A 24449-nucleotide genomic window follows, 5' to 3' on the forward strand; every position below is an offset into this window, starting at 1 on the left:
GTAATCTTAGTTTAAGGAGTCTGTTCCACCTTCCTGGGTTCGTATCCTGTAGGCTTCTTCTATGGTTGATATAAATATTTTACCATCTCCCACCGCGCCGGTGTACGCGGTTTTAAAAATTACCTGCAGTGTTTTATCCAGAAAATCGTCAGATACAACTATGGAAATTAACCTTCGTTGTATATCGGTCGTGCTGTAAGAAACTCCACGATATACGTGGCCCTGTTTCTCATTACCAACTCCGGTAACATCCCAGTAACTGAAAAAATTGACACCAATGTCATGGAGTCCTTTTTTTACTTCCTCAAATTTTGACTTTCTTATAATAGCCTCAATTTTTTTCATAATATTTTTAGTTTTTGGATTTTAGTAAATATAACTAAATTTCATTTCTGGGGTATAAAAATAGGGGGTAAGTGGTTAAATATGTCAATATTTAAATATTAACCCATCAAAAATTAAGGGTTGATTATTGAAAACGATGTAATTTTGATATAATTTAAAAAATCGATCTGTTTTTTGATCCCAAAAAATTTAAATGAGAGATATTTCACCTAATTTTTCTTAAAATAGGCTGTAAAAAAGCTTAGAAAGCAGATTGAAGAGGTGTTTGAGAAAAAAAATGGCTTGATTTTCAGGTTGAAAAAGCATAAATATTCATTCGGAAAAATATGAAAGGAAGAATTATAAATTATTCATTCTTTCTGGGTAGGATAAAAACTTAAACCAATTTGGAGAAATACAGTCCGGCGAAAATAGCCGAAAACCCCAGGATAAGAGTCCCTAAGGTATAAACCGCAAAATGAAGGTAATCGCCGGATTTAAGCAGTTCCTGATTTTCAAAGGCAAAAGCAGAAAAAGTAGTGAAGCCTCCGCAAAAACCAGTTGCAAGAAAAAGTAAAGCATTGCTGGAAAACGAATCATATTTAAGGGCAAGACCAAGGACAAGACCCAGTAGCAAACTTCCCACAATGTTTACGGTAAATGTTCCAAGCGGAATTGCAAAAGAATTGGAATAGGAGGCAATATTCAAATATTTTGAAATCAGGTAGCGTAAAGTGCTTCCCAGTCCGCCTCCCAAAAAAACCATCAACAATACTTTCATTTGTAGATATTTATTGTTTTCTATGGTCTCCCGATAGATTCTATTGGGAGTAACATCCAAAAATCATTTCCCATGAGTGAAAAAATTTTTCTTTTGGATGTTTCATAGAAATCTAATTCTGTTCAATGTCCTGCTCTAAGGGGATATAGATCTCGGTTATCCAGCTGGCAGGATTTGGATTGACCTCAGGTCCAATTTTATATAATTCAAAAGCCTGTCCGGTTTCCGGGGCTTGTAAATTATTTTCGGATATATAATTGTTTGCCCGGTCCCAGGCTCCCCTTAAATACTTGTAATCTCCAATTAAGGTGGTTTTTACAACCTTTTGAACCGGCATCATCCCATTTAGAACAATGCTTTCATTGGGAGTGATCACCAGGCTGGGTGTGAAAACCCCTACCGAGTAGATTGCAGAATTATTTGTTTCATCCCACTGATTGTAAAGAACGAAGGGTTTACCTAAAGCACTGATATTATTGGATTCCATATAATTGCGAACCTGGATATACATTTGTTGCATTTTCTCCGGAATCTGATTAATTTTTGAGGCAGTTGTAGTATACATATAAAAACCACCACCGTGTGTTGTAACCCCATCTACGTTGATAGAATAAACATCCATTTTATTTTTCACTTCTCTTTTCAGGTTTTCAAGGCCTTCCTTAAACATTGGCCGCATTAATTCTGAAAAAGACTGATCCATGAAGTTGAATGCGAGTTTTTCCATAAAACTCTGCTCCCCCTGCATTCTCCAGGTAACTTTTGTTCCTTCCTCCAGTTCTTCGAAGTCCCAGTTAATCTTACTGTGAGTTTCTCCGTATTTCGAAATAAAGGTAAGATCCTGTTCTAAAGCGGTATTAGGAGTTATTGCTGTTGTTTTTATTTCCCCATCCCCCTCTTTTTCACTTTTCCATGAGTACGATGCGTCTTTTCCTTTGGTTATATCGGAATAGGTAATGATCATATCATCGGTATCATCTGCCCAGGGGCCCCAGTTTTCCCAGTTTTGAAAATTATTCACCTCTTCAAAAACTACAGGAACCGGCGCTTCAATAATAATGGTTTCTTCAATATGATACTTTCCATCCTTGGTGGCAATATAAATGGCACCTGCAATAATTACAATTAAAATCAGAAAGAATAAATATTTTAAAATTTTCATCAACAACAGGGATTTTAAGATTCCATTGGCAAATATAGGTATTTTACAGAATGCTATTTAGTACATTTGTTGTAAAATAAAGATACCTATATGAAACTCAATTCATTTTGGATGCTGCTATTGGCATCAACCCTTCTCTTTTCATGCAAGGATGAAAATAAGGACACATCTGCTGAAGTAGCAGTTGCTGAAACAGAATTTGACTACAATGTGGAAGAATTTGCAGATATCAAGATTTTGCGATATCAAATACCGGGCTGGGAAGACCTTAGCTTAAAAGAACAAAAACTTGTTTATTACCTGGTGCAGGCTGGACTGGCCGGCCGTGATATTATGTGGGACCAGAATTACAGGCATAACCTTGCCATAAGGGGTGCTTTGGAAAACATCTACCAGAAGTATACAGGCGATAAAAATTCAGATGACTGGAAAAATTTTGAAGCCTATTTAAAAAGAGTATGGTTCTCGAATGGAATTCATCATCATTATTCGAATGCCAAATTAAAGCCAGACTTCAATAAAGAATATTTTGAAACGCTTTTATCTGAAACAGGTACTGAACTTTCCGGAGAAGCTTTTGAGGTTATTTTTAATGATAAAGATGCCAAAAAGGTAAATCTGGATGAGTCTTTAGGACTTCTAAAAGGATCGGCCATTAATTTTTACGGAGAAGATATAACTGCTGCTGAAGCTGCAGCATTCTATAAAAAGAAAACTTCTCCGGATCCGCAAAAACCACTTTCTTTCGGACTTAATTCCAAGCTGGTAAAAGAAAATGGCCAATTAGTAGAAAAAGTATGGAAAAGTGGCGGAATGTACGGAACTGCCATAGACGAGATCATTAAGTGGCTTGAAAAAGCTGAAGCGGTGGCTGAAAATGAGCAACAAGGCAAAGCGCTGGGGCTACTTATAGAATATTATAAAACCGGAGATCTTAAAACCTGGGACGATTATAACGTGGCCTGGGTTGAAGCAACCGAAGGGAATATAGATTACATCAACAGTTTTATAGAAGTGTACAATGATCCTTTAGGATATAGAGGTTCTTATGAAAATATAGTGCAGATAAAGGATTTTGAAATGTCTGAAAAAATGAGCGTTCTGGAAGACAATGTTCAGTGGTTTGAAGACAATGCTCCTTTGATGGAAGAGCACAAAAAGGATTCGGTTGTAGGCGTAACCTATAAAACCGTGATCGTTGCCGGAGAGGCTGGAGATGCATCTCCAAGCACACCAATTGGGGTGAACCTCCCAAACTCAAACTGGATACGCCAGGCACATGGTAGTAAATCTGTTTCTCTTGGAAATATCATTGAGGCCTATAACAATGCTGGAAGTAGTGGAGTTCTGGAAGAATTTGCTCACGATGAAGAGGAAATAATGCTGGAAAAGGAATATGGGAAAGAAGGAGATAAGCTTCATACAGCTCTTCACGAAGTAGTTGGTCATGCGTCCGGAAAAATCAATCCCGGTGTTGGAGAGACTAAAGAGACTTTAAAAAGTTATGCTTCTACCCTTGAAGAAGGAAGAGCCGATCTTGTTGGGCTCTATTACCTGATGGATCCTAAAATCCAGGAATTGGGATTGACCAATGATTGGAAGAAAACCGGAATAGCCGCTTATGATGGGTATATACGAAACGGGTTAATGACCCAATTAAGAAGACTGGAATTGGGTGATAATGTGGAAGAATCTCATATGCGAAACCGCCAGTGGGTGAGTGCATGGGTCTTTGAAAAAGGAAAAGAAGAAGGGGTTATTGAAAAGGTTTCCAGAGATGGAAAAACCTATTACGACATTAAAAACTATGACCGGTTACGTGAATTGTTCGGGGAATTGTTAAAAGAAACCCAACGTATTAAATCGGAAGGGGATTATGAAGCTGCTCAAAACCTGGTAGAGAATTACGGGGTAAAAGTAGATCAGGATATTCACAAGGAAGTTTTGGAGAGAAATGCACAATTTAAATCACCACCTTACAGCGGTTTTGTAAATCCTGTTTTGGTTCCTGAAATGGATGAACAAGGAGAAATTATCTCCATCAAAATTGAACAACCAAAGGATTTTGCAACTCAAATGCTTCAATATACAGAACGTTTCAATTTCTTACTTTTAGAAAAACCGGCAATGTCTAATAACTAGACAAGCTATTATATATTTTAAAAGCCTCATCAATCGATGAGGCTTTTTTTATGGGATCCTGTTTTAAAATCTGAAGTCTTAAACTTTGCCAACTTTAAAATCATTTATGAATTTGAGTATTTATTGCTTCAAATAAGCTTTTATTACAAAAAGCAGCAATATGAAAACAAGAAACCCTCCCAGCACAAATAAACTGCCTTTGTAGTATTTTCTGTGAAGAGCGAGATCCTTTCGGTAACTATAGATTATTACGATTACAAAAGTCATGAAAAATAATGCTGCAAAGATCAATTGTCCGGTACTAAACATTTTGAATATTTTATTGCAAAGTTATACTTTTCCGCAGCATTTAACCGGGAGAAATAAGAATATACATCCCCAAAGAATGCAAATTGGGTGGGATTAAAATTTTTCCAGCGCAGCCGATATACTTTCATATATTTTTTCTAATTCCGTACTAGAAATAACGAATGGTGCTAAAATATAAATTGTGTTTCCCAACGGACGTAAAAACACTCCGGAATCCATAAAATGTTTAAATAATTGATTCCGAACTTCCCCGTAGCGTTCCATTTTTACATCGAGTTCGAATGCAAGGATCACCCCCAGCTGGCGAATATTTCTCACTTTTGGATGCTTTTCAAGCCTGGTTTTATAATCCTGATGTGATTTGATCACCCGCCTGATATTCTGTTGAATTTCTTCAGAATTCAATAATTCTATTCCCGCCAATGCTGCAACGCAAGCGAGCGGGTTGGCAGAATAGGTATGGCCATGGAAAAGCCCTTTTGCAATCTCATCGGCATAAAAAGCATCGTAGACTTGCTGAGAACAGCTAGTGATTGCCATTGGCAATAATCCGGCTGTTAAGGCTTTAGAAAGACAAATAATGTCTGGCGGAGTTTCTAAATAATCGGAAGCAAAATGCTTACCTGTTTTTCCAAACCCGGTCATTACTTCATCTGCCACACAAATAATTTTATTTTCCTTGCAAACGTTCAGTATTTCGTTTAAACCCGCGGCATCGTGCATTTTCATTCCTGCAGCTCCCTGTACCAATGGTTCGTAGATAAATCCTGCGATGTTATTTTCTATTATTAGATTCTTGAGAATGCTAAGAACTCCGGAAGTGTTTTTTCCGTTTGGAACCGGGATTCTTACCACCTTGATAAAATGCTCTTCAAAAGCACCATTATATACAGATAATCCTGAAACCGACATCGCTCCAAAAGTATCTCCATGAAAACCTTCCTCAAAAGCCAGCATTACTTTGCGGTTATTTCCAAGATTATGATGGTATTGCAAGGCCATTTTAATCCCTATTTCAGTTGCTGTGGAGCCATTGTCGCTAAAAAATAATTTTTGCTGATTGGAAGGAAGAATTTTAATTAAAGCTTCCGATAATTCTACTGCAGGTTTGTGGGTAAACCCGCTAAAAACAACCTGATCGAGCTTTTGCATTTGTGCTGCTACCTTTTCTGTGATAAGCGGATTGCAATGGCCATACATACTGGTATACCAGGAGGCGATCCCGTCTATATATTCCTTTCCATCTTCATCATACAAAACACTTCCTTTTGCCTTTACAATAGCCAGCATCTCCCCGGATAACTTATGCTGGGTAAGCGGGTGCCAAAGGTGTTTCTGGTCCCGTTGTGATAGGGTTATTCGTTCCTTATCTCCTTCATCTGAAGATAGTGTAGTCTTTTTTGTGTTCTTATTTATTTCTAACATAATTGCTTTTCAGTAAACCTTATAATCCCGAATTCTATAAAAAAAATCAAGAACCTCGGGCAGGCCCGCCCGTATGGGTAAGCCTGCGAGTCGTGTTCCGATATTCTGCTATCGGGAGGGGAATTAAACCCTCAATGAGGGATTAAAGTAGCTCTATAAATTTTATTTTAAACTCTTCAGCGTATTCTTTTATTACATTTTCATCAAAGTAAGGCTCTTCTTCAATTCTTCCTAAAGATTGAACCCCTGTCATTTTCAGAATTATCTCTTCTGTAGATTCATTTTTTTTGCCGTTAAAAATAATTCCGAAGCACTGCAGGCCGCGTGATCTCAAGGCTTCAATGCTTAGCAAAGTATGATTGATACTTCCCAGGTAATTTCTTGAAACGAGGATAACCTTATCCTCCGGCTTAATGAGATCTATAATGGTCTCCTTATTATTTATTGGAACCAGCAGTCCGCCGGCACCTTCAATTACCAGGTTATTGGTGGTTTCTGGAGGTTTAATTTTTGATGAAGTGATTTGGATTTCATCAATTTTTGCAGCTGCATGCGGGCTCATTGGTGTATGTAAAGCAAAGCTGTTGGGGTGGAAAACCGTTTTTTGGTTAGAGATCAATCTTTTAACTTTGTGAGTGTCGGAATTCTCCAGATCTCCTGCCTGAATGGGTTTCCAGTAATCGGCTTCCAACGCTTCGGTGATAATGGCGGAAGCGATAGTTTTCCCAACATCGGTTCCTATTCCGGTAATAAAAAAGGTGTTTTTCATTCTAAATCAAATTTTTGTTTACAAGTATCGCAGCGATATTCGTGTTGGGTATGAATAGGCAGGGAACTGCTAAGAAATGAGAAAATAAAAGCCAGAAAAGATCTCACATCCCTTATGGTTGATACAAGCTCCACTTTTGAACTCCCACAAATGGGACATTGCATTTCCTGTCCTTCATCATCCAGGGAATATTCACTGATGGATTTGAGAATATGTACGGCCTTTGCTTCATCCTCGGCCCACACTTTTAGCTTAACCCCACCAATAGCATTGCTCACCAAAGGATCTGTATCTACGGTAAATTGATCGAATAAAAAAACCTCAACTCCTTCTGCCTCTAGTCGGGATTTAATTATTTGTGCTTCAGAAGAATATTGAAATACAGCGATTTTGGAAAAAGTTTCTTGCATCAGAGTATATTATTGGTGTTTAGGTCGAATTTTTACTTTGCCCATTTCATTTTATAAAAGTAGCCAATAGTTTTACAAGACTTTGAATATCCTCCTTCGTATTAAAACTGTGTAAACAAATCCTCAACCGCTCTTTTCCTTTTGGTACTGTAGGTGAGAGGATGGCTTTTATATCAAAACCATTGGCCTGAATTTTAGCAGCCAGCTTTTTCACCGTTTCATTTCCCGGGATGATACAGCAGTGTATAGCAGATTCACTTTTTATGAAATATGTATTCAACCCGTTTTTCAGGGTTTCCTCCTTAAAGAAGCGAATATTTTCCTGAAGTTTTATCACTTCTGAATTTGTTCCGTTAGAAGTTTCAAGAGATTTATATGCTTCCAGAATACAGGCTACGGAATGTGGTGGTAAGGCGGTGGTATAAATAAAACTCCGTGAAAAATTGATCAAATATTCCTTTAATTCCTTACTTCCCAGAATTGCGGCACCATGGCAACCAAGGGCTTTTCCAAAAGTAACGATACGTGCAAATACCGTATCCTGGATCTTTAGTTCCTGAACAAGTCCCTGCCCTTTTTTACCAAAAACCCCTGTAGCGTGCGCTTCATCTATAATAAGCAAACATTTGTGTTCTTTGGCCAAATTTGACAATGCAATAAGGTTAGGAAGATCACCGTCCATGGAGAATACAGATTCTGTTACGATGTAAATTTGTGCTGAATTGAATAACTCCCTTTTTCGAAATATTTTCTTTCGCAGATCTTCCAGGTCATTATGAAGGAATTTATGAGCTTTTGCATTGCTCATTTTTATTCCATCACGAATGGAGGCATGCACCAGTTCATCATATAAAATAAGATCTTCTTTTTGAGGGACGCTGGAAAAAAGACCAATATTGGCATCGTATCCGGAATTAAAGATAAGTGCTGATTCGGTTTCGTGAAAACTGGAAATCAACTCTTCAGTTGGTTTAAAAAAAAAGTGATTTCCGGATAGCAATCGTGAACCCGTAGCGCCGTTTTGAAGTGATTTTTTTTCGGATAAAAGCTCATAGGTTTTACTAAAAAGCACTTCAGAAGAAGCAAATCCAAGATAATCATTCGAAGAAAAATCGCTTAAATTTAGCGTGTCACTAAATTCCCGAAAGCTATTTTCCTGGATTCGTTGTTCAATTCTTTTCAGTAGATTTAAGGGAAGCTTTTGCATAATGCTAAAATACAATTTTCAGAAATGCAACAATTATGGATTTGATAGAATTTAGTATAAGAATAAGCCTTGCAGCCCTGGCTGGAATTTTTATAGGTCTGGAGAGGGAATTTAGGGGTAAGGACGCGGGATTAAAGACAAATGCACTTGTGGCACTTGGCTCCTGTGTTTTTGTATTGATATCGCTTGAATTTAGAGGAGAAGAATTCGTAGATATTACCAGGGTAATTGGGCAGGTAGTTGCCGGAATTGGGTTTATAGGGGCCGGTACCATCTTGCAACATAGGGGAAAAATTGAAGGATTGACCAGTGCGGCAACAATTTGGTGCAGTGCAGCTGCAGGATGCCTTGCTGCTTTGGGGATGTTCTGGGAACTTGGGATAATAAGCTTACTGGTACTTTTTATCAACTTTATTTTCACTATAATCGAAAATAAACTGATAAGAAACAGGAGACTGAAAAATGAAAAAGAAAACGCAGATTAGTCTTCCATTTTGTTTTTTTCCTCTTCTTCACCGCTGCTTAGCACTTCGGTAGAACTATTATATTTTCCTTCTAAATCGTCCATGACAGAATGCTTCCAAAGTTTTACTCCTGAGAAATATGAAGTTCGGCCAATTAAGTGGGCGCTAACAGGGGCTGTAAGCAATATAAAAAGAATGATAACAAGTACCTTTGCCGTTATTGCTATTTCGTAGGAATGGATCGCTGCAGCTAATAAAAGCAGCCCTATTCCCAGGGTTGCAGCCTTGGTTGTTACAGAAATCCTCAAATAGGTATCAGGCATGCGAATCATTCCTACTGCCGCAAAAAGCACGAACAAGGTTCCTAAAAATGCTAAAATTCCAACAATTATTTCTGTGATCATTTATTTATTTTTTTGCTGAATATAATATGTAAATGCTACAGTTCCTAAGAAGGCAATCAGCGCCAGGATCATAGCGACATCCAGAAAAGCCGGCTGATTGTAAAGGATGCTATATGCGCTAATAAAGCCAATTCCCACTGTAACAATTAAATCCAATGCGATTACACGGTCTACCATATTAGGACCTTTGATAAACCTTATAAAGATCAATATAATCGAGATCGATAATATGGGGAGTACGAAATAATATATAAAATCAAATAATGTCATCTTAAAATTTCCAGTAAACGTTTTTCAAAACCATTTTTAATCCCGGCAATAAAACTTTCTCTATCCTTGATATACATTGAATGCACGTATAATACCTTTTTATCTGTCGAAACATCCAGACTTAAGGTTCCGGGTGTAAGCGAAATAAGATTGGCAAGAAAAGATATCTCCAAATCTGTTGATGCTTCCAACGGAACTTTTACAATGCCGGGAGTCATATTAAAAGTAGGTGTCATAACCTCATAAGCTACCTGTAAATTTGACTTCAAAAGTTCATATAAAAAGAAAAAGATAAAAGCAATTACTTTAGGAACAATCCTAAAATATTTGGCGTCTGTTCTCCCCTGTGTAATAATTCTTAGTATGAAAAAACTTACGGCAAAGCCAAACAGGTAATTGGGTATTTCAAAATTACCGGTAAGAGCAACCCAGATAAAGGTTAAAAGTATATTTGATAAGAACCTGTTTTTCATGGTTTCAAATTTTGTCCGGTTTTAAAAACCGCATCTATATACTGTTGATTGTCCATCAATTCACCAGCAACTCTTGTTGATAATTGTTGCACATGTTCTGCTCCAAAACCAATATATAATGAAATAAGCGAAAGGAAAACAATTGGTGCTACCAATTGGATTTTTCTGGTTTTATTTAAATTTTCGAAATATCTAAAGTTAATCCTTTTTGGCAATTCAACTTTATCTTTCCACACCACATTTGACCAAACTTTAGCAATAATTACCAAAGTGATTAAACTGGCAAAAAGGATTGCTCCCATAGCCCACCAGTTTTGATCATTAAAACCTGCATTTAGAAGCGATAATTTTGGCCAAAATCCTGAAAGAGGCGGTATCCCCACCAGGGAAAATAAAGGAATCGCGATAAGCAAACTCAACCTGGGATATTCTGCATAAAGTCCACCTAAAGATTTTATATTATTGGTTCCTTTGATTCTGTAGATCAAACCACCCACCATAAACAAGTTGGTTTTAACCACAATGTCATGGATAAGATAGAAGATGGTTCCGGCTATTGCAACTTCCGTATACATTCCCAGACCTATAATCATATAACCTATATGACAAATAATTAAATAAGAGAAAACTTTACGCAAATTGGTTTGAATAAGGGCTCCTAATCCGCCGCTTATAAGCGTTAAAATAGCCATTACCAGAATGGTATCTTGCATAAATACATCGCCCACAAAAATAAGAGTAAAAACTCTTATTAAAGCATAAACCCCAACCTTGGTCAATAAACCTCCAAAAATGGCAGAAACCGCGGATGGTGGAGTATGGTAGGACGCCGGAAGCCAAAAGTACAAAGGAAAAACTGCAGCCTTTATTCCAAATGCTACTAAAAAGAGAATTGCAGTAATTTCAACCAATCCTCTATTCTCGATAGCGGCCACTTTAATAGAAAGATCTGCCATGTTGAGAGAGCCGGTTAAACCATACAATACAGCTATTGCTGTAAGGAAGATCATAGAAGCCAGAATATTCAAAGTGAAATATTTCACCGCTCCCTCCAGCTGGGCTTTCTCTCCTCCTAAAGTTATAAGCACAAAAGAACTTATAATAATAATCTCAAACCAAACATAAAGGTTAAAAATATCACCTGTTAAAAAAGCACCTATAAGTCCCAGTAACAAGAAATGGAAAATAGGAAAATAACCAAATTTTAATCGTGCGGGAATAATGGAGGAAGCTGAAAAAGCTGAGACAGCCACTCCGGAAATCGAGGTCAACAAAACCAGTGTAACCGCTAAAGTATCTGCAACAAAAGTAATTCCGAATGGAGCTTCCCAGTTACCCGCTTGTATGGTTTGTGTTCCGTTTTCCCAAATATAGGCAAACAGCCAGATGGAAACGCCTAAATTTAGAATTCCTCCCAAAATACTTATCACCCTTTGCCAACTAATCCTCTTCCAGGAAAACATTAAAATAATGCTCAAAAATAGTTGAAGCAACAGGGGGTATAGAACTAATTGTTGTGTCATGAATCTTGATCTATTGCGTTCATTTCATCTAAATCGTCTGTTTTCACTACTTTGTATGCTCTTTTAATTAAAATTATAGCAAAAGATTGCAGGCCAAAACTTATCACGATTGCAGTTAATATCAATGCCTGTGGAATGGGATCGGCATAAGCCGCTTCGAATACTTTCAGGTCCCCCGGAATAATTGGAGGACTGCCCTTAGTTATTCTTCCCAGTAAAAAAATAAGGAGATTAGCTCCATTCCCAAGGATAATGATTCCTAAAATAAGCTTCACAAGGCTTCGCCTTAGGATCATATAGATCCCTGCAGCATAAAGTATCCCAATCATTATCGCCAATACTATTTCCATATCTTAAATGGTATCTGCAATTGTGAAAATTATAGTTAGGGTTACTCCTATTACCACCAGGTAAACCCCAATATCAAAAAATAGTGCGGAACCTAAAGACCCTATTACAGGTATAGCTTCAGGATACCAAAGTCCGGTCATGAAAGGCAAATCAAACATAAGAGGAGCCATACCACTTAAAAATGCCAGTGCTAGTCCAACGGGCATTAAAAATCCCGGATGAAATCTTATTAAAGTCTTCGTATTGGATAGACCATTTGCAAATGCATGGAGTACAAATGCAATAGAAGCCATTAAACCTCCTACAAAGCCACCTCCGGGAAGGTAATGTCCGCGTAAAAGTATGAAGACTGAAAATAACAACAAAACCGGCAAAAGATAAGCGGAAGCTGTTTTTAATATTATTGTTCTCATTGTTCGTTTATTAACGTTGATCTGTTTTTTTAAGTCTTAATTTTAATAAGCCGAAAACCCCAATGGCCGCAATAGCCAAAACCGAAATTTCCATGAAAGTATCAGATCCTCTAAAATCTACCAAAATAACATTTACAACATTTTTACCATGCGCAAGCAAATAGGCATTTTGAGCATAGTATTCACTAATTTCCATATTTACCGGTTGTGCAAGGACTTCCAGGATCAATATGGTGATTATTGATCCAAATGAAAGTGCGAGAACTCCATCTCTTATACGGGTTTTATAATCTGAAAGCTTTAAATATCTGGGTAATCTATATAGCACCAAAACAAAAAGGATTACGGTAAGCGTATCTATTGAGAATTGCGTCATAGCAAGATCCGGGGCACTATAGAAAACAAATATCAAACAAATAGCGAGTCCCATTACTCCCATAGAAGCAACGGCAGCAAGCCTGGATCTTGTAAACACTACAAAAAATACAGCAATTAGCAGGATAGTTACAACCACGATCTCATAAACTGTTATTTCAGATAAAGTCGAAAAATCCATTGAAAAATTTGCAGTATTATATAATACGTATCCTGTTAACCCTATTAGGAACACCAGGATCGTTGATACATAATTTCGAAGATATCCATTTTGAAAAATCCTGGTCCATAAAGAGGAAAACTTGTTGAACAAGCTCCAAAATCCGGAAATAATAGATTCCGGAGAGATGTATTCCACCCGGGTGACCATTTTAACCAGTTTTTGAGAAGGCTTGATCGTGAAATACAGAACGGTACCAATTACAATGGTAGCAACACTTAGCCACAACACAGTATTAAATCCATGCCAAAGTTGAAGGTGTTGATCGCCAGCATCCTGTCCCATAGCTGCAACTACCGGCTTTATAAGTGATCCTTCAATAATCCCGGGGAAAACTCCAAAAACGATTCCGGCAACCGAAAGAATTATTGGTGGCCCCCATAACAGGATTCCAGGCTTTTTTGTTTTTTCAAACCTTTCAGGCAGTTGGCCTATAAAAGGACTTATTCCGGCCACAAAACCAGCATGTAGCAATAAAATCTTCGTGATTAATATCAATGCGATCCACAATAGCGGAGTACCCACCAAAGCAAGGGTAGATTCGTAGGTTAATTCTTTTCCAAGGAAACCTATTGTTGGTGGGATCCCTGCACTGGAAATTGCAGCAAGAAACCCGGCAATAGCAACCGGTAACATTACCTTTCTAAGCCCGCGTAAAATAGTGACATCCCGGGAAAGGGTTTGATGATCTATAATACCTGTAACAAGAAAAAGAGTTGCTTTATACAAAGCATGCACAACTATAAAAACAGCAGCAGCCAATAATGCCGCTTCGGTTCCCTGACCTATCAAAAACACAAGAATCCCAAGAGCCGATATGGTTGAATATGCCAGGATCCCCTTTAGATCTGTACGAAAAAGGGTATGAATGGCAGCATATACCATAGTGATTGACCCTACAATAATTAATGTGGAGTTCCAGAATTCCTGATTTCCCAAAACCGGAGTCATTCGCATAAGCAGATATATCCCGGCTTTTACCATAGTAGCAGAATGCAAATAGGTTGAAACCGGAGTAGGAGCCTTCATAGCTCCTGGTAACCAGAAATGAAACGGAAATTGTGCCGACTTGGTAAAGGCAGCTCCAAAAATAAGAATGGCTATAAGAATATAATATGGGCTTGCAGCAATCTCACCGCTGGAATTCATAAGTTCATCAATACTATAACTTCCTCCTACAGAGCCTAAAACCAAAGCACCGGCAAGAAGTGATAATCCACCAAGACCTGTAATTGCAAGGGCAGTAATAGCAGATTTTCTCGATTCTGGATTGGAATTATTGAAACCAATTAGAAAAAATGAGCTAATACTTGTTAGTTCCCAGAAAACAAAAAGGGTTATTAAATTATCTGAAAGTACCAAACCCAGCATGGCCGCCATGAACATACTAAGATACCCATAAAATCTATCCAGATATTTATGATTTTTTAAGTATGCAGCGGTGTAAACGAAAACCAGAAAGCCTATTCCTGTAATCATTAGCGAAAAAAGCAGGGACAGCCCATCGAGAGTAAAATCAAGATTTACCCCAAAAGAGGGAACCCAGGAATAACTATGAACGATTGTTCCGCCAGCAGAAATCTCTGGAATAAACTGAAGAAAATAACCAAATAATACCAGGGGTATAGCCGCGGAAATGATCCCCGGCTTCCCCTTGAAAAATTTTCCGGTAAAAACCAATAACAACGAAAATAGAAAACCTAATAGTATAGCTATAAGCATGTGCGACTTAAATATTCAGTTATTCGCAAATATAACAGTTATTATTGAAGTAATAAGTGAAGTAATTCGGTTAAGTAATAACAAATTGGCAGGATTAATAGTATCAAACTATATATAAATAAATCTTAAATAATTCTCAAAAACAATCTTAAAAATGTACTTAATACACATATTAAAGCCAGGTAAAATAGATGAGTAAGATTATTTATGTCTTAAAAAAAATTGAAACTCATAATCTTGTATTTCCATCTAATTGGAAATCAATTATTTAAATTTTAAATTTTTTTGGTTATAAAAAATCATACTTTAAAAAAGGGTAGTTTTTCACTTTTGGTATTGTCAATAGTCCAGTCTTTCTCCTTGCCTTATTTATAAAAAAAACCGATAATCTGGCTGTTCTAAAATACATTCAACCAAAAAATAAGTATTTTTCGCCGTTGTATTTAATATTTGGCAACCTAGGAATTACGATCTTTTAGGAGAAGGCATTTTTTTTAGCTTCTCTTTTATCGAACAAGTATGAATAAAATTAATACCGAAGAATTAAAAAATCTTCGAAAAAATTTTCAACATAAAAAGGATATATTAATTAAAAATAATTATTCAAACCTATGGTCGCTATCGGGAGACCTTTTAAAAACAAAAAAACATGAAAAAGAGGATCGCAGCAGTTCACGAATTTCACTCGGCGTTTGGATTGGGAATCAAAAATAGCCCGGCAGCCCATTTGGGTGAGGCTAAGAATTTACTCAGGTTTAATCTTATGAAGGAGGAAAATGAGGAGTATCTTGAAGCTGCCAATAATAATGATCTTACTGAAGTGGCAGATGCCTTGGGCGATATGCTTTATATTTTATGCGGAACTATTATTGAACACGGGATGCAGCATAAAATTGAACAGGTTTTCGAGGAAATCCAGCGCAGTAATATGAGTAAGCTGGGCGAAGATGGGAAACCTGTATTTAGGGAGGATGGCAAGGTTCTCAAAGGACCAAATTATTTTCCCCCGGATATAACTTCAATTCTAAAAAAATAAATTCGGGAATCCATAAGTATATTTTCCGGGATTGATATAAAAGAAAAAGACCTCCAATACGGAGGCCTCTTTTATTTTCGATGGATCAAGGACGTGATCTATTCTTTTACTTCATATCTCCAACCAAATGGATCTTCTGCAAGGTTATACTGAATTTTCATCAGTTTGTCTTTAAGGAAACTTGCATAAGATTCGGTGAGTTTTGGTAATTCATATTTTTCACCTTTGTAACCAAATCCATTAATAGGATTAATTACAGCTGCGGTTCCGGCTCCAAAGATCTCTTTAAGTGAACCGTCTTTTGCAGCTTCCACAATTTCTTTCACAGATATTTTTCTAACTTCTACCGGGATATCATAAACATCTGCCATGGCGATCAAACTTTTTCTGGTAATCCCATCCAGGATTCTGTCGCTAATGGGCGCGGTTAGCAATTTATCGTTCACCCGGAAAAAGATATTCATAGTTCCCGCTTCCTCAAGGAATTCATGAGAATTTGCATCGGTCCAAATAATTTGCTGGAAACCTTCTTCTTTTGCAAGATTGGTGGGATAGAATTGAGCACCGTAATTTCCGGCAGCTTTCGCAAAACCTACACCGCCATCGGCAGCACGGCTAAATTCTTCAGAGAATTTCACCCTCACTTCTCCTGTATAATAGGATTGCGCAGGAGAACAAATGATCATGAATTTATAGTTTTTCCCGGGGGATGCTGAAACTCCCGGTTCTGTAGCGATTACAAAAGGTCGTATGTATAATGAATTTCCAAAGCCTTTTTTGATCCAGTCTTTGTCAAGTTTTAGCAAAGCCTCCAAACTTTTGAAAAAATATTCTTTGGGAAATTCCGGAATGGCTAATCTTTTAGAGGATTTATTGATCCTGTTGAAATTTTCCTCCGGACGAAACATCCATATCGTATCATCATTATCTCTAAAAGCTTTCATACCTTCAAACACGGCCTGTCCATAATGAAACACTTTAGCCGAAGGTTCAAGCTCAATAGGACCGTAAGGCCTTATTTTTGGTTGTTGCCATTCACCGTTCTCATAATCACAAACCATCATATGATCTGTAAATGTGTTCCCGAAGGTTAGATTTTCAAAATCTACGGATTTTATTTTAGAACTAGGGGCTTTTACAATATCTATGCGGATGGTAGCGTCGTTTTTCATTAGGTACATTTTAGTACTTGCAAATTTACCGAAATATAAATAGAATCAAAATCGAAACTTTTGGTAAATTTGACAGGTTATTAGGTTTTAACCTTAAAAATGAAATAATTATGAGAAATATTTGGCTTTTAACTTTAATTAGTGTGCTATTGGTTAGCTCCTGTAAGAATAAAAACCGGGAGGAAGCCTCTGCTCAAAATGAACAGGAAATGGAGTATGCTTCCTATGGGGAGCAAATTTCAGCTCAAAGCGCCCTTTCTTCTGAAGAAATGATGACGAAGTATAAAAATTTAAAACCCGGAGATACACTTGAATTGAGTTTTGAAGGAAAAGTGAGTTCAGTGTGTAAGAGTAAAGGCTGCTGGATGGAGTTGGAACTTCCGGAGGAAGAAAATGTTATGGTAAAATTTAAGGACTATGGATTCTTTGTTCCGAAGGATATTGAAGAAAAAAAAGTTTTAATCCAAGGCAAGGCTTATATAGCTGAAGTTTCTGTGGAAGAACAGCGACATTATGCAGAGGACAATGGAAAATCTGAAGCTGAAATAGCCGAAATTACCCAGCCTAAACGTACCTTGTCGTTTATTGCAGATGGCGTACTTATAAAAAAAACCGAATAATTGAAAAGAGAAATTATTGAGACAGCAGATGGTTCGAGCACTATTTATCTCCCTGAACTAAATGAGCATTATCATTCTAAACATGGAGCTATCCAGGAGGCCCAACATGTTTTTATTAAGATGGGACTTTTAGAGGTGATATCCCGCACGAATCCTTCTAATATCTCCATACTGGAAATAGGTTTTGGAACCGGTTTGAATGCCCTGGTTACCTGGCAGCAAATCCAAAATGAAAATATCTCTTTAAATTATACCGGAGTGGAAGCCTATCCTGTTTTAGAGGAGGAGGTTGCCAACCTTAATTTTCCTGAAGAATTAAGCGAAATAAATGGGCGCTCATTCTTTACAGCATTGCACGCGGGAAGTTGGGAAGAAACTCATAAGCTTTCGGAAAATTTTACGCTAACTAAACAAAAGAAATTTTTCCATGAAATCGATGATAAATTACAATATGATCTTATCTATTTTGATGCTTTTGGAGCCCGGGTTCAACCCGATTTATGGACGGTGGATATTTTTAGAAAAATGCATGATTCCCTTATTCCTGGAGGAATACTGGTTACCTATGCTGCTAAAGGATCTGTGAGAAGGGCTATGTTGGAAGTTGGGTTCCTTGTAGAGAGACTGCCCGGACCGCCGGGAAAACGCGAAATGTTAAGAGCGACCAAAAAATAGAAAAATTGCCTGTTAAATCAATAATAAAATTTAGCCGGAGCTTAGACTGATTACTACCTTGTAAGAAAAAAAATGCGAATATTAATAACAGGAGCTACAGGCTTGGTTGGATCTCATATCACCCAGCTTTGCAAGGAAAAAGGAATTGCAGTTAATTATCTCACCACGAGTAAAGAAAAGATCAAAGATCAGCCGCAGAATCAGGGTTTTTTTTGGAATCCCGAAGCAGGAGAGATCGATGAGGCTTGCTTTAAAGATATAAATGCCATTATCCATTTAGCGGGTGCAAGCGTAGCTAAACGCTGGACAAGCAGTTATAAAAAAGAAATTATAGAAAGCAGGGTGAATTCTGCAGCTTTGCTTCACAGGACTATCCAGAATTTAAATTTTAAAATACCACATTTCATATCTGCCAGCGCGATAGGAATTTATTCAAGTTCCTATGAGAAATTATATTTTGAGGAAGATACAGCGGTAGATGATTCCTTTTTAGGAGAGGTTGTGGTCCGTTGGGAAAAAGCTGCCGATGAGTTTGCACAACTTGGAATGGAAGTTTCCAAAATACGAATTGGGCTGGTCCTTGCAAAAGAAGGAGGAGCGTTGCCAAAAATGAAAGATCCTGTTTCTTTTAATTTGGGAGCTGCCTTTGGAAGCGGCAGGCAATGGCAATCCTGGATCCATGTGGATGATCTCGCAGGAATATTCTTGCATGTGCTGGAAAATAAGCTGCCGGGAGTGTATAACGGGGTTGCGCCAAATCCGGTAACCAATAAGGAATTGATGGAAGAAATAGCAGGCAGGCTGGATAAATCTATTTGGTTGCCAAATATTCCCGAAGTTGCTTTAAAGTTATCTTTGGGAGAAATGTCCAGAGTCTTGCTGGCTAGTCAGCGGGTGAGTTCAGATAAAATAGAAAAGGCAGGATATGAATTTAAGTTCAAGAATCTTCCAAAAGCTTTAGAGGACCTGCTCTAAAATGAAAAGAGGCTGCAATTTGCAGCCTCTTTTCATACTATTTCTTGTGACTAATTAAGCTTTTTTGGCTTTCACGTTAAGTGTAAGAATAATATCATCATTGATGAATTTATCACCAAGTCCGTCAAATACAGATTTAGATCCGTAATTCACATTCCACTTTGTTCTGTCAATTGTGAAAGGCTCACTTGTTAATTCTAGAGAATCTTCAGATTGATTGATGGTCACAGGAAATTCAATGTTTTTGGTTTCTTCTTTCATCGTAAGATTTCCCTGTAACATTGTTTGTCCGTTCATTTTATTAACACCGGTTACTTCAAAAGTTGCTTCAGGGAATTGGTTCACATTAAAAAAGTCTCCCTCTTTCCCTTCAACAGTCCCTTTCAAATGGTTTTCCAGGTTGTTTTTATCATCGCCCTCAAGATCTGTAACATTGATTGAAGTCATAGAAATTACAAAAGTTCCACTTTCAATAATGCTGTCATTTGCTTTAAAGGTTCCGTTTTTCAATTGAATGGTACCTGTATGAGTTCCGGTTGGTTTATTACCTTTCCAATCAATTACAGATGCATCAGTATCTACTGCATATTCCATAGTTTCTGCATTTGCAATTGCTACTTCTTTAGCATCTTCTGTAGTTGTTTCTTTATTATCATTTTTACAACCTACTGTTGCCATTGCGATACCTGCAATCATAAAAACGTTTAAAAATGTTTTTTTCATCTTAATTTAAGTTTAAATTTTAAATAAGCTGCGAAAGTATCACATCTGCTCTTATAAATGCCCTAAACATATATTAAATATTCTTAGATGACATTTTGACAATTTTGTAGAATTGGCAGTAATTTTGACCTGTGTGAATCAAATCAAATTTGGAAAAGAAATGAATAAAAATAAAGAAAATAACCATCCCGAAAATAATAACGAACCAAATCAGGATCCTTCTGTTAAAGGACAAGTGGAGGAACTTTTGGATGATGCTATCGAGGAAGTAGAGCAGCAGCAGGATGAGGAGGGAACTCTTTCAGAAACAGAGCAGTTGAAAAATCATCTTGAAAAGGAAAAGGATAAATTCCTGAGGTTGTTTGCAGAATTTGAGAATTATAAAAGGCGTACTTCCAAGGAAAGACTGGAGTTGTTTAAAACAGCCAACCAAGAGGTAATGACTGCGATGTTGCCTGTATTGGATGATTTTGACAGAGCGCTTGTTGAAATAAATAAGGCCAAGGATAAAAACCTTTTAAAAGGAGTGGAACTTATTCACAATAAATTTAAGGAGACCTTGAAAAACAAAGGGTTGGAAGCTATGAATACTGAAAAGGGTGAAACCTTTGATGCCGATATTCACGAAGCTATAACCCAAATTCCGGCGCCATCCGAGAAACTAAAAGGCAAGATAGTTGATGTTGTTGAGCGTGGTTACAAACTTGGCGAGAGAATTATTCGCTTTCCTAAAGTGGTGATTGGGCAGTAAGGCTTAGAAAAATCACCTAGAACATACAAAACAAAGAAATGAAACAGGATTATTACGAAATATTAGGCTTAAGTAAAAGTGCAACAGCAGCTGAAATCAAAAAAGCATATCGAAAGAAAGCTATTGAGTTTCACCCGGATAAGAATGAAGGAGATGCTCACGCGGAAGAAATGTTTAAGAAAGCAGCCGAGGCTTATGAAGTCTTGGGTAATGAGGAAAAGCGTGCTAAATATGATCGTTTTGGTCATCAGGCCTTTGAAGGCGGTGGCTTTGGAGGCGGCGGAATGAATATGGATGATATCTTCAGCCAGTTTGGAGATATTTTTGGTGGCGGCTTTAGCGGCGGTGGCGGATTCTCCGGTTTTGGTGGCGGCTTTGGTGGTGGTCAACGTAGGGTTAAAGGGAGTAATTTAAGGATCAGGGTTAGTTTAACCCTGGAAGAAATTGCCAATGGAACCGAAAAGAAAATCAAGGTCAAAAGAAAGATAAGGGCAGAAGGAACAACTTATAAAACCTGTACTACCTGTAATGGTAGTGGTCAGGTTACAAGGATTACAAATACAATTTTAGGAAGAATGCAAACCGCTTCTCCCTGTACCGCCTGTGGAGGTGCCGGACAAATTATAGATAAGAAACCAGTCGATGCCGATGCCCAGGGACTTAAAGTTCAGGAAGAAACCGTTTCGATCAAAATTCCTGCGGGAGTAGAAGATGGAATGCAACTTAAAGTTACCGGAAAAGGGAATGATGCTCCTGGAAATGGAGTCCCTGGAGATTTGTTGGTAGCTATTGAAGAGAAAGCACATCCAAGCCTGCAAAGAGAAGGAGATAACCTGCATTATGATCTCTATATCAGTTATTCGGAAGCCGCTCTTGGAGCTTCCAGAGAAATTGACACCGTTACCGGAAAAGTTCGGATTAAAGTTGATGAGGGCGTGCAATCCGGTAAAATCTTACGCTTGCGCGGTAAAGGTATTAGCAATCTTAATGGATATGGAAAAGGAGATCTTTTGGTACACGTAAATGTTTGGACACCAAAAGCCCTGAATAAAGAACAACGGGATTTCTTTGAAAGAATGGCAACAGATGAGAATTTTGTTCCGAATCCTGAAAAAGGCGACAAATCATTTTTTGAAAAAGTAAAAGATATGTTTTCTTAAATAAGAGAACCATGTTATATAATTTTTATATATTTGGGTATCACTAAAAGCTTTAGTGATAATTTTTCTTTTTCATAGCAATTTTTTTCCCATCCTCGATTTATTTCGGGGATGGGTTTTTGTTTTTCCCTCATTGATGGTTTAACCCCGCCTGACCGTCGGGCAGGTTCCCCATCCCGATAGCTCATGATGCCTCGAATTCGCAAAAAATTTCCCTCCCGATAGCAACCGGGACATATCTCGGGGCGGGCCCGCCCCGAGGTTCTTGATTTTTAAAATGATTTGAAAGCGGTTTGCAATTAAATTAAAAAAATTACTAAAAAAAGGCTGTTTAAGGCCTATTTCAATATATTTACGGAATAAATTTATTTTATGGACAACCTTCTGGTAGCAGAAAACATTTCCAAACAATTTGGCGATTTTACCGCCCTTAATAATGTTTCTATCACAATTCCCAAAGGCAGCATTTTTGGACTTTTAGGACCCAATGGTGCCGGTAAAACCACTTTTATCCGGATTATAAATCAAATTACCATGCCAGATAGTGGCAGGGTGATTTTAGACGGAAGCCCTCTTCATCCTGATGACGTTAGAAAAATTGGATATTTACCGGAAGAACGTGGATTGTACAAATCCATGAAAGTTGGGGAGCAGGCATTATACCTTGCAAGGCTTAAGGGCTTAAGCAAGGCCGAAGCTAAGGAGCAACTAAATTACTGGTTCAATAAGCTTGGAATGACAGGTTGGTGGGACAAGAAAATACAGGAGCTTTCCAAGGGAATGGCCCAGAAGGTACAGTTTGTAATTACGGTTCTCCATAGGCCAAAATTGCTAATTTTTGATGAACCCTTCAGCGGGTTTGATCCCGTAAATGCAGATATTATTAAAAATGAGATTCTTCAGCTTAGGGATGAAGGTGCTACGATCTTGTTTTCTACACACCGTATGGAAAGTGTAGAAGAACTTTGTGATTATATGGCTTTAATCCACGAATCAAATAAATTGTTGGATGGCAAAGTAGACGATATTAAGCGGAACTATAAATCCAATACTTTTGAAGTTGGCTTAACTGTGGTTGATGAAAACCTGCTTATGAATGAATTAAACGGGAAATTCAAGATAGGAAAGGCAAATTTTAAAAGTATTACCGATGATTTAAAAATTAGTATTCAACTAAAACCGGAGGAATCTGCAAATGACCTGTTGCAGTATTTGATCTCTAAAGCACAGGTGAATCACTTTGTGGAAGTGATTCCTTCAGTAAACGATATCTTTATTAAAACAGTTACCAAAAATGCGTAATCTTAAATTGATTATCCACAGGGAATATCTTGCCAGGGTGAGAAATAAAACCTTTGTGGTGATGACATTCTTAAGTCCGTTAATCCTTGTGGGAATGGTCCTTCTGGTGGCTTACCTTAGCAGCCTAAACACCAGTGCAATTCACACAATAGCAATAAATGACCAAAGCAACTTATTTGAAAATGAATTTGAGGATACCGAGACGCTTCGTTTTATAAACCTTTCGGGAATTTCCCTGGAAGATGCGAAGCTGTTAGTGGAGGAAAAGGAATATTCCGGTGTGTTGTTCATCCCGGAAAAGGATTCCAATAGTGAACTGGCTAAATCTGTCATGTTTTACGGAAAAGAATCTCCGCCTTTGGGGATTTTACAGGAAATAGAACGTGTTTTTACGGATAAACTAACCAAAAGAGAGCTCATTTCCCGGGGAGTGGATATTTCAAAAATAGAATCGGCAGAGACACGGGTGAGTATACAGATCCAAAATTTTGAAGGACAGCGCACTTCTAAAATGTCCAATTACATAAAGATGTTCTTTGGTGGTGCTGCGGGCTATCTTTTAATGATGTTTATAATCATATATGGAAACATGGTGATGCGCAGTGTAATTGAGGAAAAGACAAACAGAATTATAGAAATCATTATTTCCTCGGTAAAACCAATGCAGTTAATGCTAGGGAAGATCCTGGGCACTTCCCTGGCAGGACTTACTCAATTCGCGATATGGGTAGTGCTGGGAGGAATCTTGTTAACTGTTGCCGTATCTTTTTCTGGTTTGAATTTGGCCTCGCCACCGCCAATGGCCCAGGAAGGTATGGATCAAATGTTAAACAATGAAATCCAGCAACTTATCGTGGATGTTACCAATTTACCGTTGGGAACTTTATTGATCTCATTTCTTATTTATTTTATAGGAGGTTACTTTCTTTATAGTGCAATATATGCAGCTATAGGTGCAGCGGTAGATTCTGAAACCGATACTCAACAATTTATGATTCCTATTATTCTTCCTTTAATGTTGGGTATCTATGTAGGATTTTTCTCGGTGATAGAAAATCCTCACGGTTCGGTTTCCACTATATTTTCTATGATCCCATTAACTTCGCCAATTGTGATGCTTATGCGAATTCCTTTTGGAGTGCCTTGGTGGGAACTCGCGGTTTCCATTATTCTGTTAATAACTACCAATGCTGGAGTTTTATGGCTGGCAGCAAAAATTTACAGGGTTGGTATTTTAATGTATGGAAAAAAGCCAACTTACAGGGAACTATATAAATGGCTTAAATATTAA

General features: G+C 37.7%; 27 protein-coding genes. 10 read left to right on the top strand and 17 right to left on the bottom strand.

The genetic code is table 11. From position 1 onward, the window contains the following. Positions 1-6 precede the first annotated feature (6 nt). The 3 genes from GILLI_RS14715 to GILLI_RS14725 all read right to left on the bottom strand — a co-directional run bounded on the left by GILLI_RS14715 (position 7) and on the right by GILLI_RS14725 (position 2267). Complete coding sequence (locus GILLI_RS14715) at positions 7-345, bottom strand: P-II family nitrogen regulator (protein WP_006989910.1); 339 nt, start codon at positions 343-345, stop codon at positions 7-9. A 376-nt stretch (positions 346-721) separates the two neighbouring features. Beyond that, the gene (gene crcB, locus GILLI_RS14720) at positions 722-1105 is read right to left on the bottom strand and encodes a fluoride efflux transporter CrcB (RefSeq protein ID WP_006989911.1); all 384 of its coding nucleotides are present in this window, start codon (positions 1103-1105) and stop codon (positions 722-724) included. A 112-nt stretch (positions 1106-1217) separates the two neighbouring features. Next, positions 1218-2267, bottom strand: a complete 1050-nt coding sequence (locus GILLI_RS14725; RefSeq protein ID WP_006989912.1) for an SRPBCC family protein — start codon at positions 2265-2267, stop codon at positions 1218-1220. Positions 2268-2357: 90 nt separating this feature from the next. Here GILLI_RS14725 and GILLI_RS14730 point away from each other — a divergent pair, with 90 nt between their 5' ends. Next, the gene (locus GILLI_RS14730; RefSeq protein ID WP_006989913.1) at positions 2358-4409 is read left to right on the top strand and encodes a dipeptidyl-peptidase 3 family protein; all 2052 of its coding nucleotides are present in this window, start codon (positions 2358-2360) and stop codon (positions 4407-4409) included. A gap of 120 nt (positions 4410-4529) precedes the next feature. Here the strand turns inward: GILLI_RS14730 and GILLI_RS18200 are convergent, their stop codons facing one another. The 5 genes from GILLI_RS18200 to GILLI_RS14750 all read right to left on the bottom strand — a co-directional run bounded on the left by GILLI_RS18200 (position 4530) and on the right by GILLI_RS14750 (position 8529). Next, on the bottom strand, positions 4530-4718 hold the full coding sequence (locus tag GILLI_RS18200; RefSeq protein ID WP_006989914.1) for a hypothetical protein: 189 nt from the start codon (positions 4716-4718) through the stop codon (positions 4530-4532). Positions 4719-4811: 93 nt separating this feature from the next. Beyond that, positions 4812-6143, bottom strand: a complete 1332-nt coding sequence (bioA, locus tag GILLI_RS14735) for an adenosylmethionine--8-amino-7-oxononanoate transaminase (RefSeq protein ID WP_006989915.1) — start codon at positions 6141-6143, stop codon at positions 4812-4814. A 142-nt stretch (positions 6144-6285) separates the two neighbouring features. Beyond that, positions 6286-6912 (bottom strand): dethiobiotin synthase, encoded by a 627-nt coding sequence (gene bioD / locus GILLI_RS14740; protein WP_006989916.1) that lies wholly within the window; start codon positions 6910-6912, stop codon positions 6286-6288. Then, complete coding sequence (locus GILLI_RS14745) at positions 6909-7322, bottom strand: putative signal transducing protein (RefSeq protein WP_006989917.1); 414 nt, start codon at positions 7320-7322, stop codon at positions 6909-6911. Before GILLI_RS14745 ends, bioD begins: the two co-directional genes overlap by 4 nt. A gap of 46 nt (positions 7323-7368) precedes the next feature. Beyond that, positions 7369-8529, bottom strand: coding sequence for an aminotransferase class I/II-fold pyridoxal phosphate-dependent enzyme (locus GILLI_RS14750; protein WP_006989918.1), 1161 nt, complete (start codon positions 8527-8529; stop codon positions 7369-7371). A gap of 35 nt (positions 8530-8564) precedes the next feature. Here GILLI_RS14750 and GILLI_RS14755 point away from each other — a divergent pair, with 35 nt between their 5' ends. Continuing rightward, positions 8565-9014: an MgtC/SapB family protein gene (locus GILLI_RS14755; protein WP_006989919.1), complete on the top strand. Its 450-nt coding sequence runs from the start codon at positions 8565-8567 to the stop codon at positions 9012-9014. Here the strand turns inward: GILLI_RS14755 and mnhG are convergent. The 7 genes from mnhG to GILLI_RS14790 are packed head-to-tail and all read right to left on the bottom strand — an operon-like array spanning position 9011 to position 14744. After that, positions 9011-9397 carry a monovalent cation/H(+) antiporter subunit G gene (mnhG, locus tag GILLI_RS14760; RefSeq protein ID WP_006989920.1) on the bottom strand — a complete coding sequence of 129 codons (387 nt, stop codon included), beginning with the start codon at positions 9395-9397 and terminating at the stop codon, positions 9011-9013. The genes GILLI_RS14755 and mnhG overlap by 4 nt on opposite strands. Further along, positions 9398-9667, bottom strand: a complete 270-nt coding sequence (locus GILLI_RS14765) for a monovalent cation/H+ antiporter complex subunit F (RefSeq protein ID WP_006989921.1) — start codon at positions 9665-9667, stop codon at positions 9398-9400. It abuts the gene before it with no gap. Further along, positions 9664-10140, bottom strand: coding sequence for a Na+/H+ antiporter subunit E (locus tag GILLI_RS14770; protein WP_006989922.1), 477 nt, complete (start codon positions 10138-10140; stop codon positions 9664-9666). Before GILLI_RS14770 ends, GILLI_RS14765 begins: the two co-directional genes overlap by 4 nt. After that, positions 10137-11663: a proton-conducting transporter transmembrane domain-containing protein gene (locus GILLI_RS14775; RefSeq protein WP_006989923.1), complete on the bottom strand. Its 1527-nt coding sequence runs from the start codon at positions 11661-11663 to the stop codon at positions 10137-10139. The genes GILLI_RS14770 and GILLI_RS14775 overlap by 4 nt, the downstream gene beginning before the upstream one ends. After that, on the bottom strand, positions 11660-12013 hold the full coding sequence (locus tag GILLI_RS14780; RefSeq protein WP_006989924.1) for a Na+/H+ antiporter subunit C: 354 nt from the start codon (positions 12011-12013) through the stop codon (positions 11660-11662). The genes GILLI_RS14775 and GILLI_RS14780 overlap by 4 nt, the downstream gene beginning before the upstream one ends. 3 nt (positions 12014-12016) lie before the next feature. Further along, positions 12017-12427, bottom strand: a complete 411-nt coding sequence (locus GILLI_RS14785; RefSeq protein ID WP_006989925.1) for a Na+/H+ antiporter subunit B — start codon at positions 12425-12427, stop codon at positions 12017-12019. A gap of 10 nt (positions 12428-12437) precedes the next feature. After that, complete coding sequence (locus GILLI_RS14790; RefSeq protein ID WP_006989926.1) at positions 12438-14744, bottom strand: putative monovalent cation/H+ antiporter subunit A; 2307 nt, start codon at positions 14742-14744, stop codon at positions 12438-12440. A 649-nt stretch (positions 14745-15393) separates the two neighbouring features. Here GILLI_RS14790 and GILLI_RS14795 point away from each other — a divergent pair. Next, the gene (locus GILLI_RS14795; protein ID WP_006989927.1) at positions 15394-15780 is read left to right on the top strand and encodes a pyrophosphohydrolase domain-containing protein; all 387 of its coding nucleotides are present in this window, start codon (positions 15394-15396) and stop codon (positions 15778-15780) included. Positions 15781-15878: 98 nt separating this feature from the next. Here GILLI_RS14795 and GILLI_RS14800 read toward each other — a convergent pair whose 3' ends face one another. Then, positions 15879-16952, bottom strand: coding sequence for a branched-chain amino acid aminotransferase (locus GILLI_RS14800; protein WP_006989928.1), 1074 nt, complete (start codon positions 16950-16952; stop codon positions 15879-15881). Between the two features lie 110 nt (positions 16953-17062). Here GILLI_RS14800 and GILLI_RS14805 point away from each other — a divergent pair, with 110 nt between their 5' ends. The 3 genes from GILLI_RS14805 to GILLI_RS14815 all read left to right on the top strand — a co-directional run bounded on the left by GILLI_RS14805 (position 17063) and on the right by GILLI_RS14815 (position 19222). Then, positions 17063-17572 carry a DUF4920 domain-containing protein gene (locus GILLI_RS14805; protein WP_006989929.1) on the top strand — a complete coding sequence of 170 codons (510 nt, stop codon included), beginning with the start codon at positions 17063-17065 and terminating at the stop codon, positions 17570-17572. Continuing rightward, the gene (mnmC2, locus tag GILLI_RS14810; protein WP_006989930.1) at positions 17573-18247 is read left to right on the top strand and encodes a tRNA (5-methylaminomethyl-2-thiouridine)(34)-methyltransferase MnmC2; all 675 of its coding nucleotides are present in this window, start codon (positions 17573-17575) and stop codon (positions 18245-18247) included. Between the two features lie 72 nt (positions 18248-18319). Then, a complete protein-coding gene (locus GILLI_RS14815) occupies positions 18320-19222 on the top strand; it encodes a TIGR01777 family oxidoreductase (protein ID WP_006989931.1) in 903 nt (300 codons plus the stop codon). Between the two features lie 54 nt (positions 19223-19276). Here the strand turns inward: GILLI_RS14815 and GILLI_RS14820 are convergent, their stop codons facing one another. Further along, positions 19277-19945 (bottom strand): YceI family protein, encoded by a 669-nt coding sequence (locus GILLI_RS14820; protein WP_006989932.1) that lies wholly within the window; start codon positions 19943-19945, stop codon positions 19277-19279. 160 nt (positions 19946-20105) lie between these two features. On the opposite strand from GILLI_RS14820, the gene GILLI_RS14825 reads away from it, so the two are divergent. The 4 genes from GILLI_RS14825 to GILLI_RS14840 all read left to right on the top strand — a co-directional run bounded on the left by GILLI_RS14825 (position 20106) and on the right by GILLI_RS14840 (position 24449). Continuing rightward, positions 20106-20696 carry a nucleotide exchange factor GrpE gene (locus GILLI_RS14825; protein ID WP_006989933.1) on the top strand — a complete coding sequence of 197 codons (591 nt, stop codon included), beginning with the start codon at positions 20106-20108 and terminating at the stop codon, positions 20694-20696. Positions 20697-20734: 38 nt separating this feature from the next. Then, positions 20735-21856, top strand: coding sequence for a molecular chaperone DnaJ (gene dnaJ / locus GILLI_RS14830; RefSeq protein ID WP_006989934.1), 1122 nt, complete (start codon positions 20735-20737; stop codon positions 21854-21856). A gap of 372 nt (positions 21857-22228) precedes the next feature. After that, a complete protein-coding gene (locus GILLI_RS14835) occupies positions 22229-23158 on the top strand; it encodes an ABC transporter ATP-binding protein (protein ID WP_006989935.1) in 930 nt (309 codons plus the stop codon). After that, the gene (locus tag GILLI_RS14840; protein WP_006989936.1) at positions 23151-24449 is read left to right on the top strand and encodes an ABC transporter permease; all 1299 of its coding nucleotides are present in this window, start codon (positions 23151-23153) and stop codon (positions 24447-24449) included. The genes GILLI_RS14835 and GILLI_RS14840 overlap by 8 nt, the downstream gene beginning before the upstream one ends.

Source organism: Gillisia limnaea DSM 15749, from assembly GCF_000243235.1.
Classification (GTDB): Bacteria; Bacteroidota; Bacteroidia; order Flavobacteriales; family Flavobacteriaceae; genus Gillisia; species Gillisia limnaea.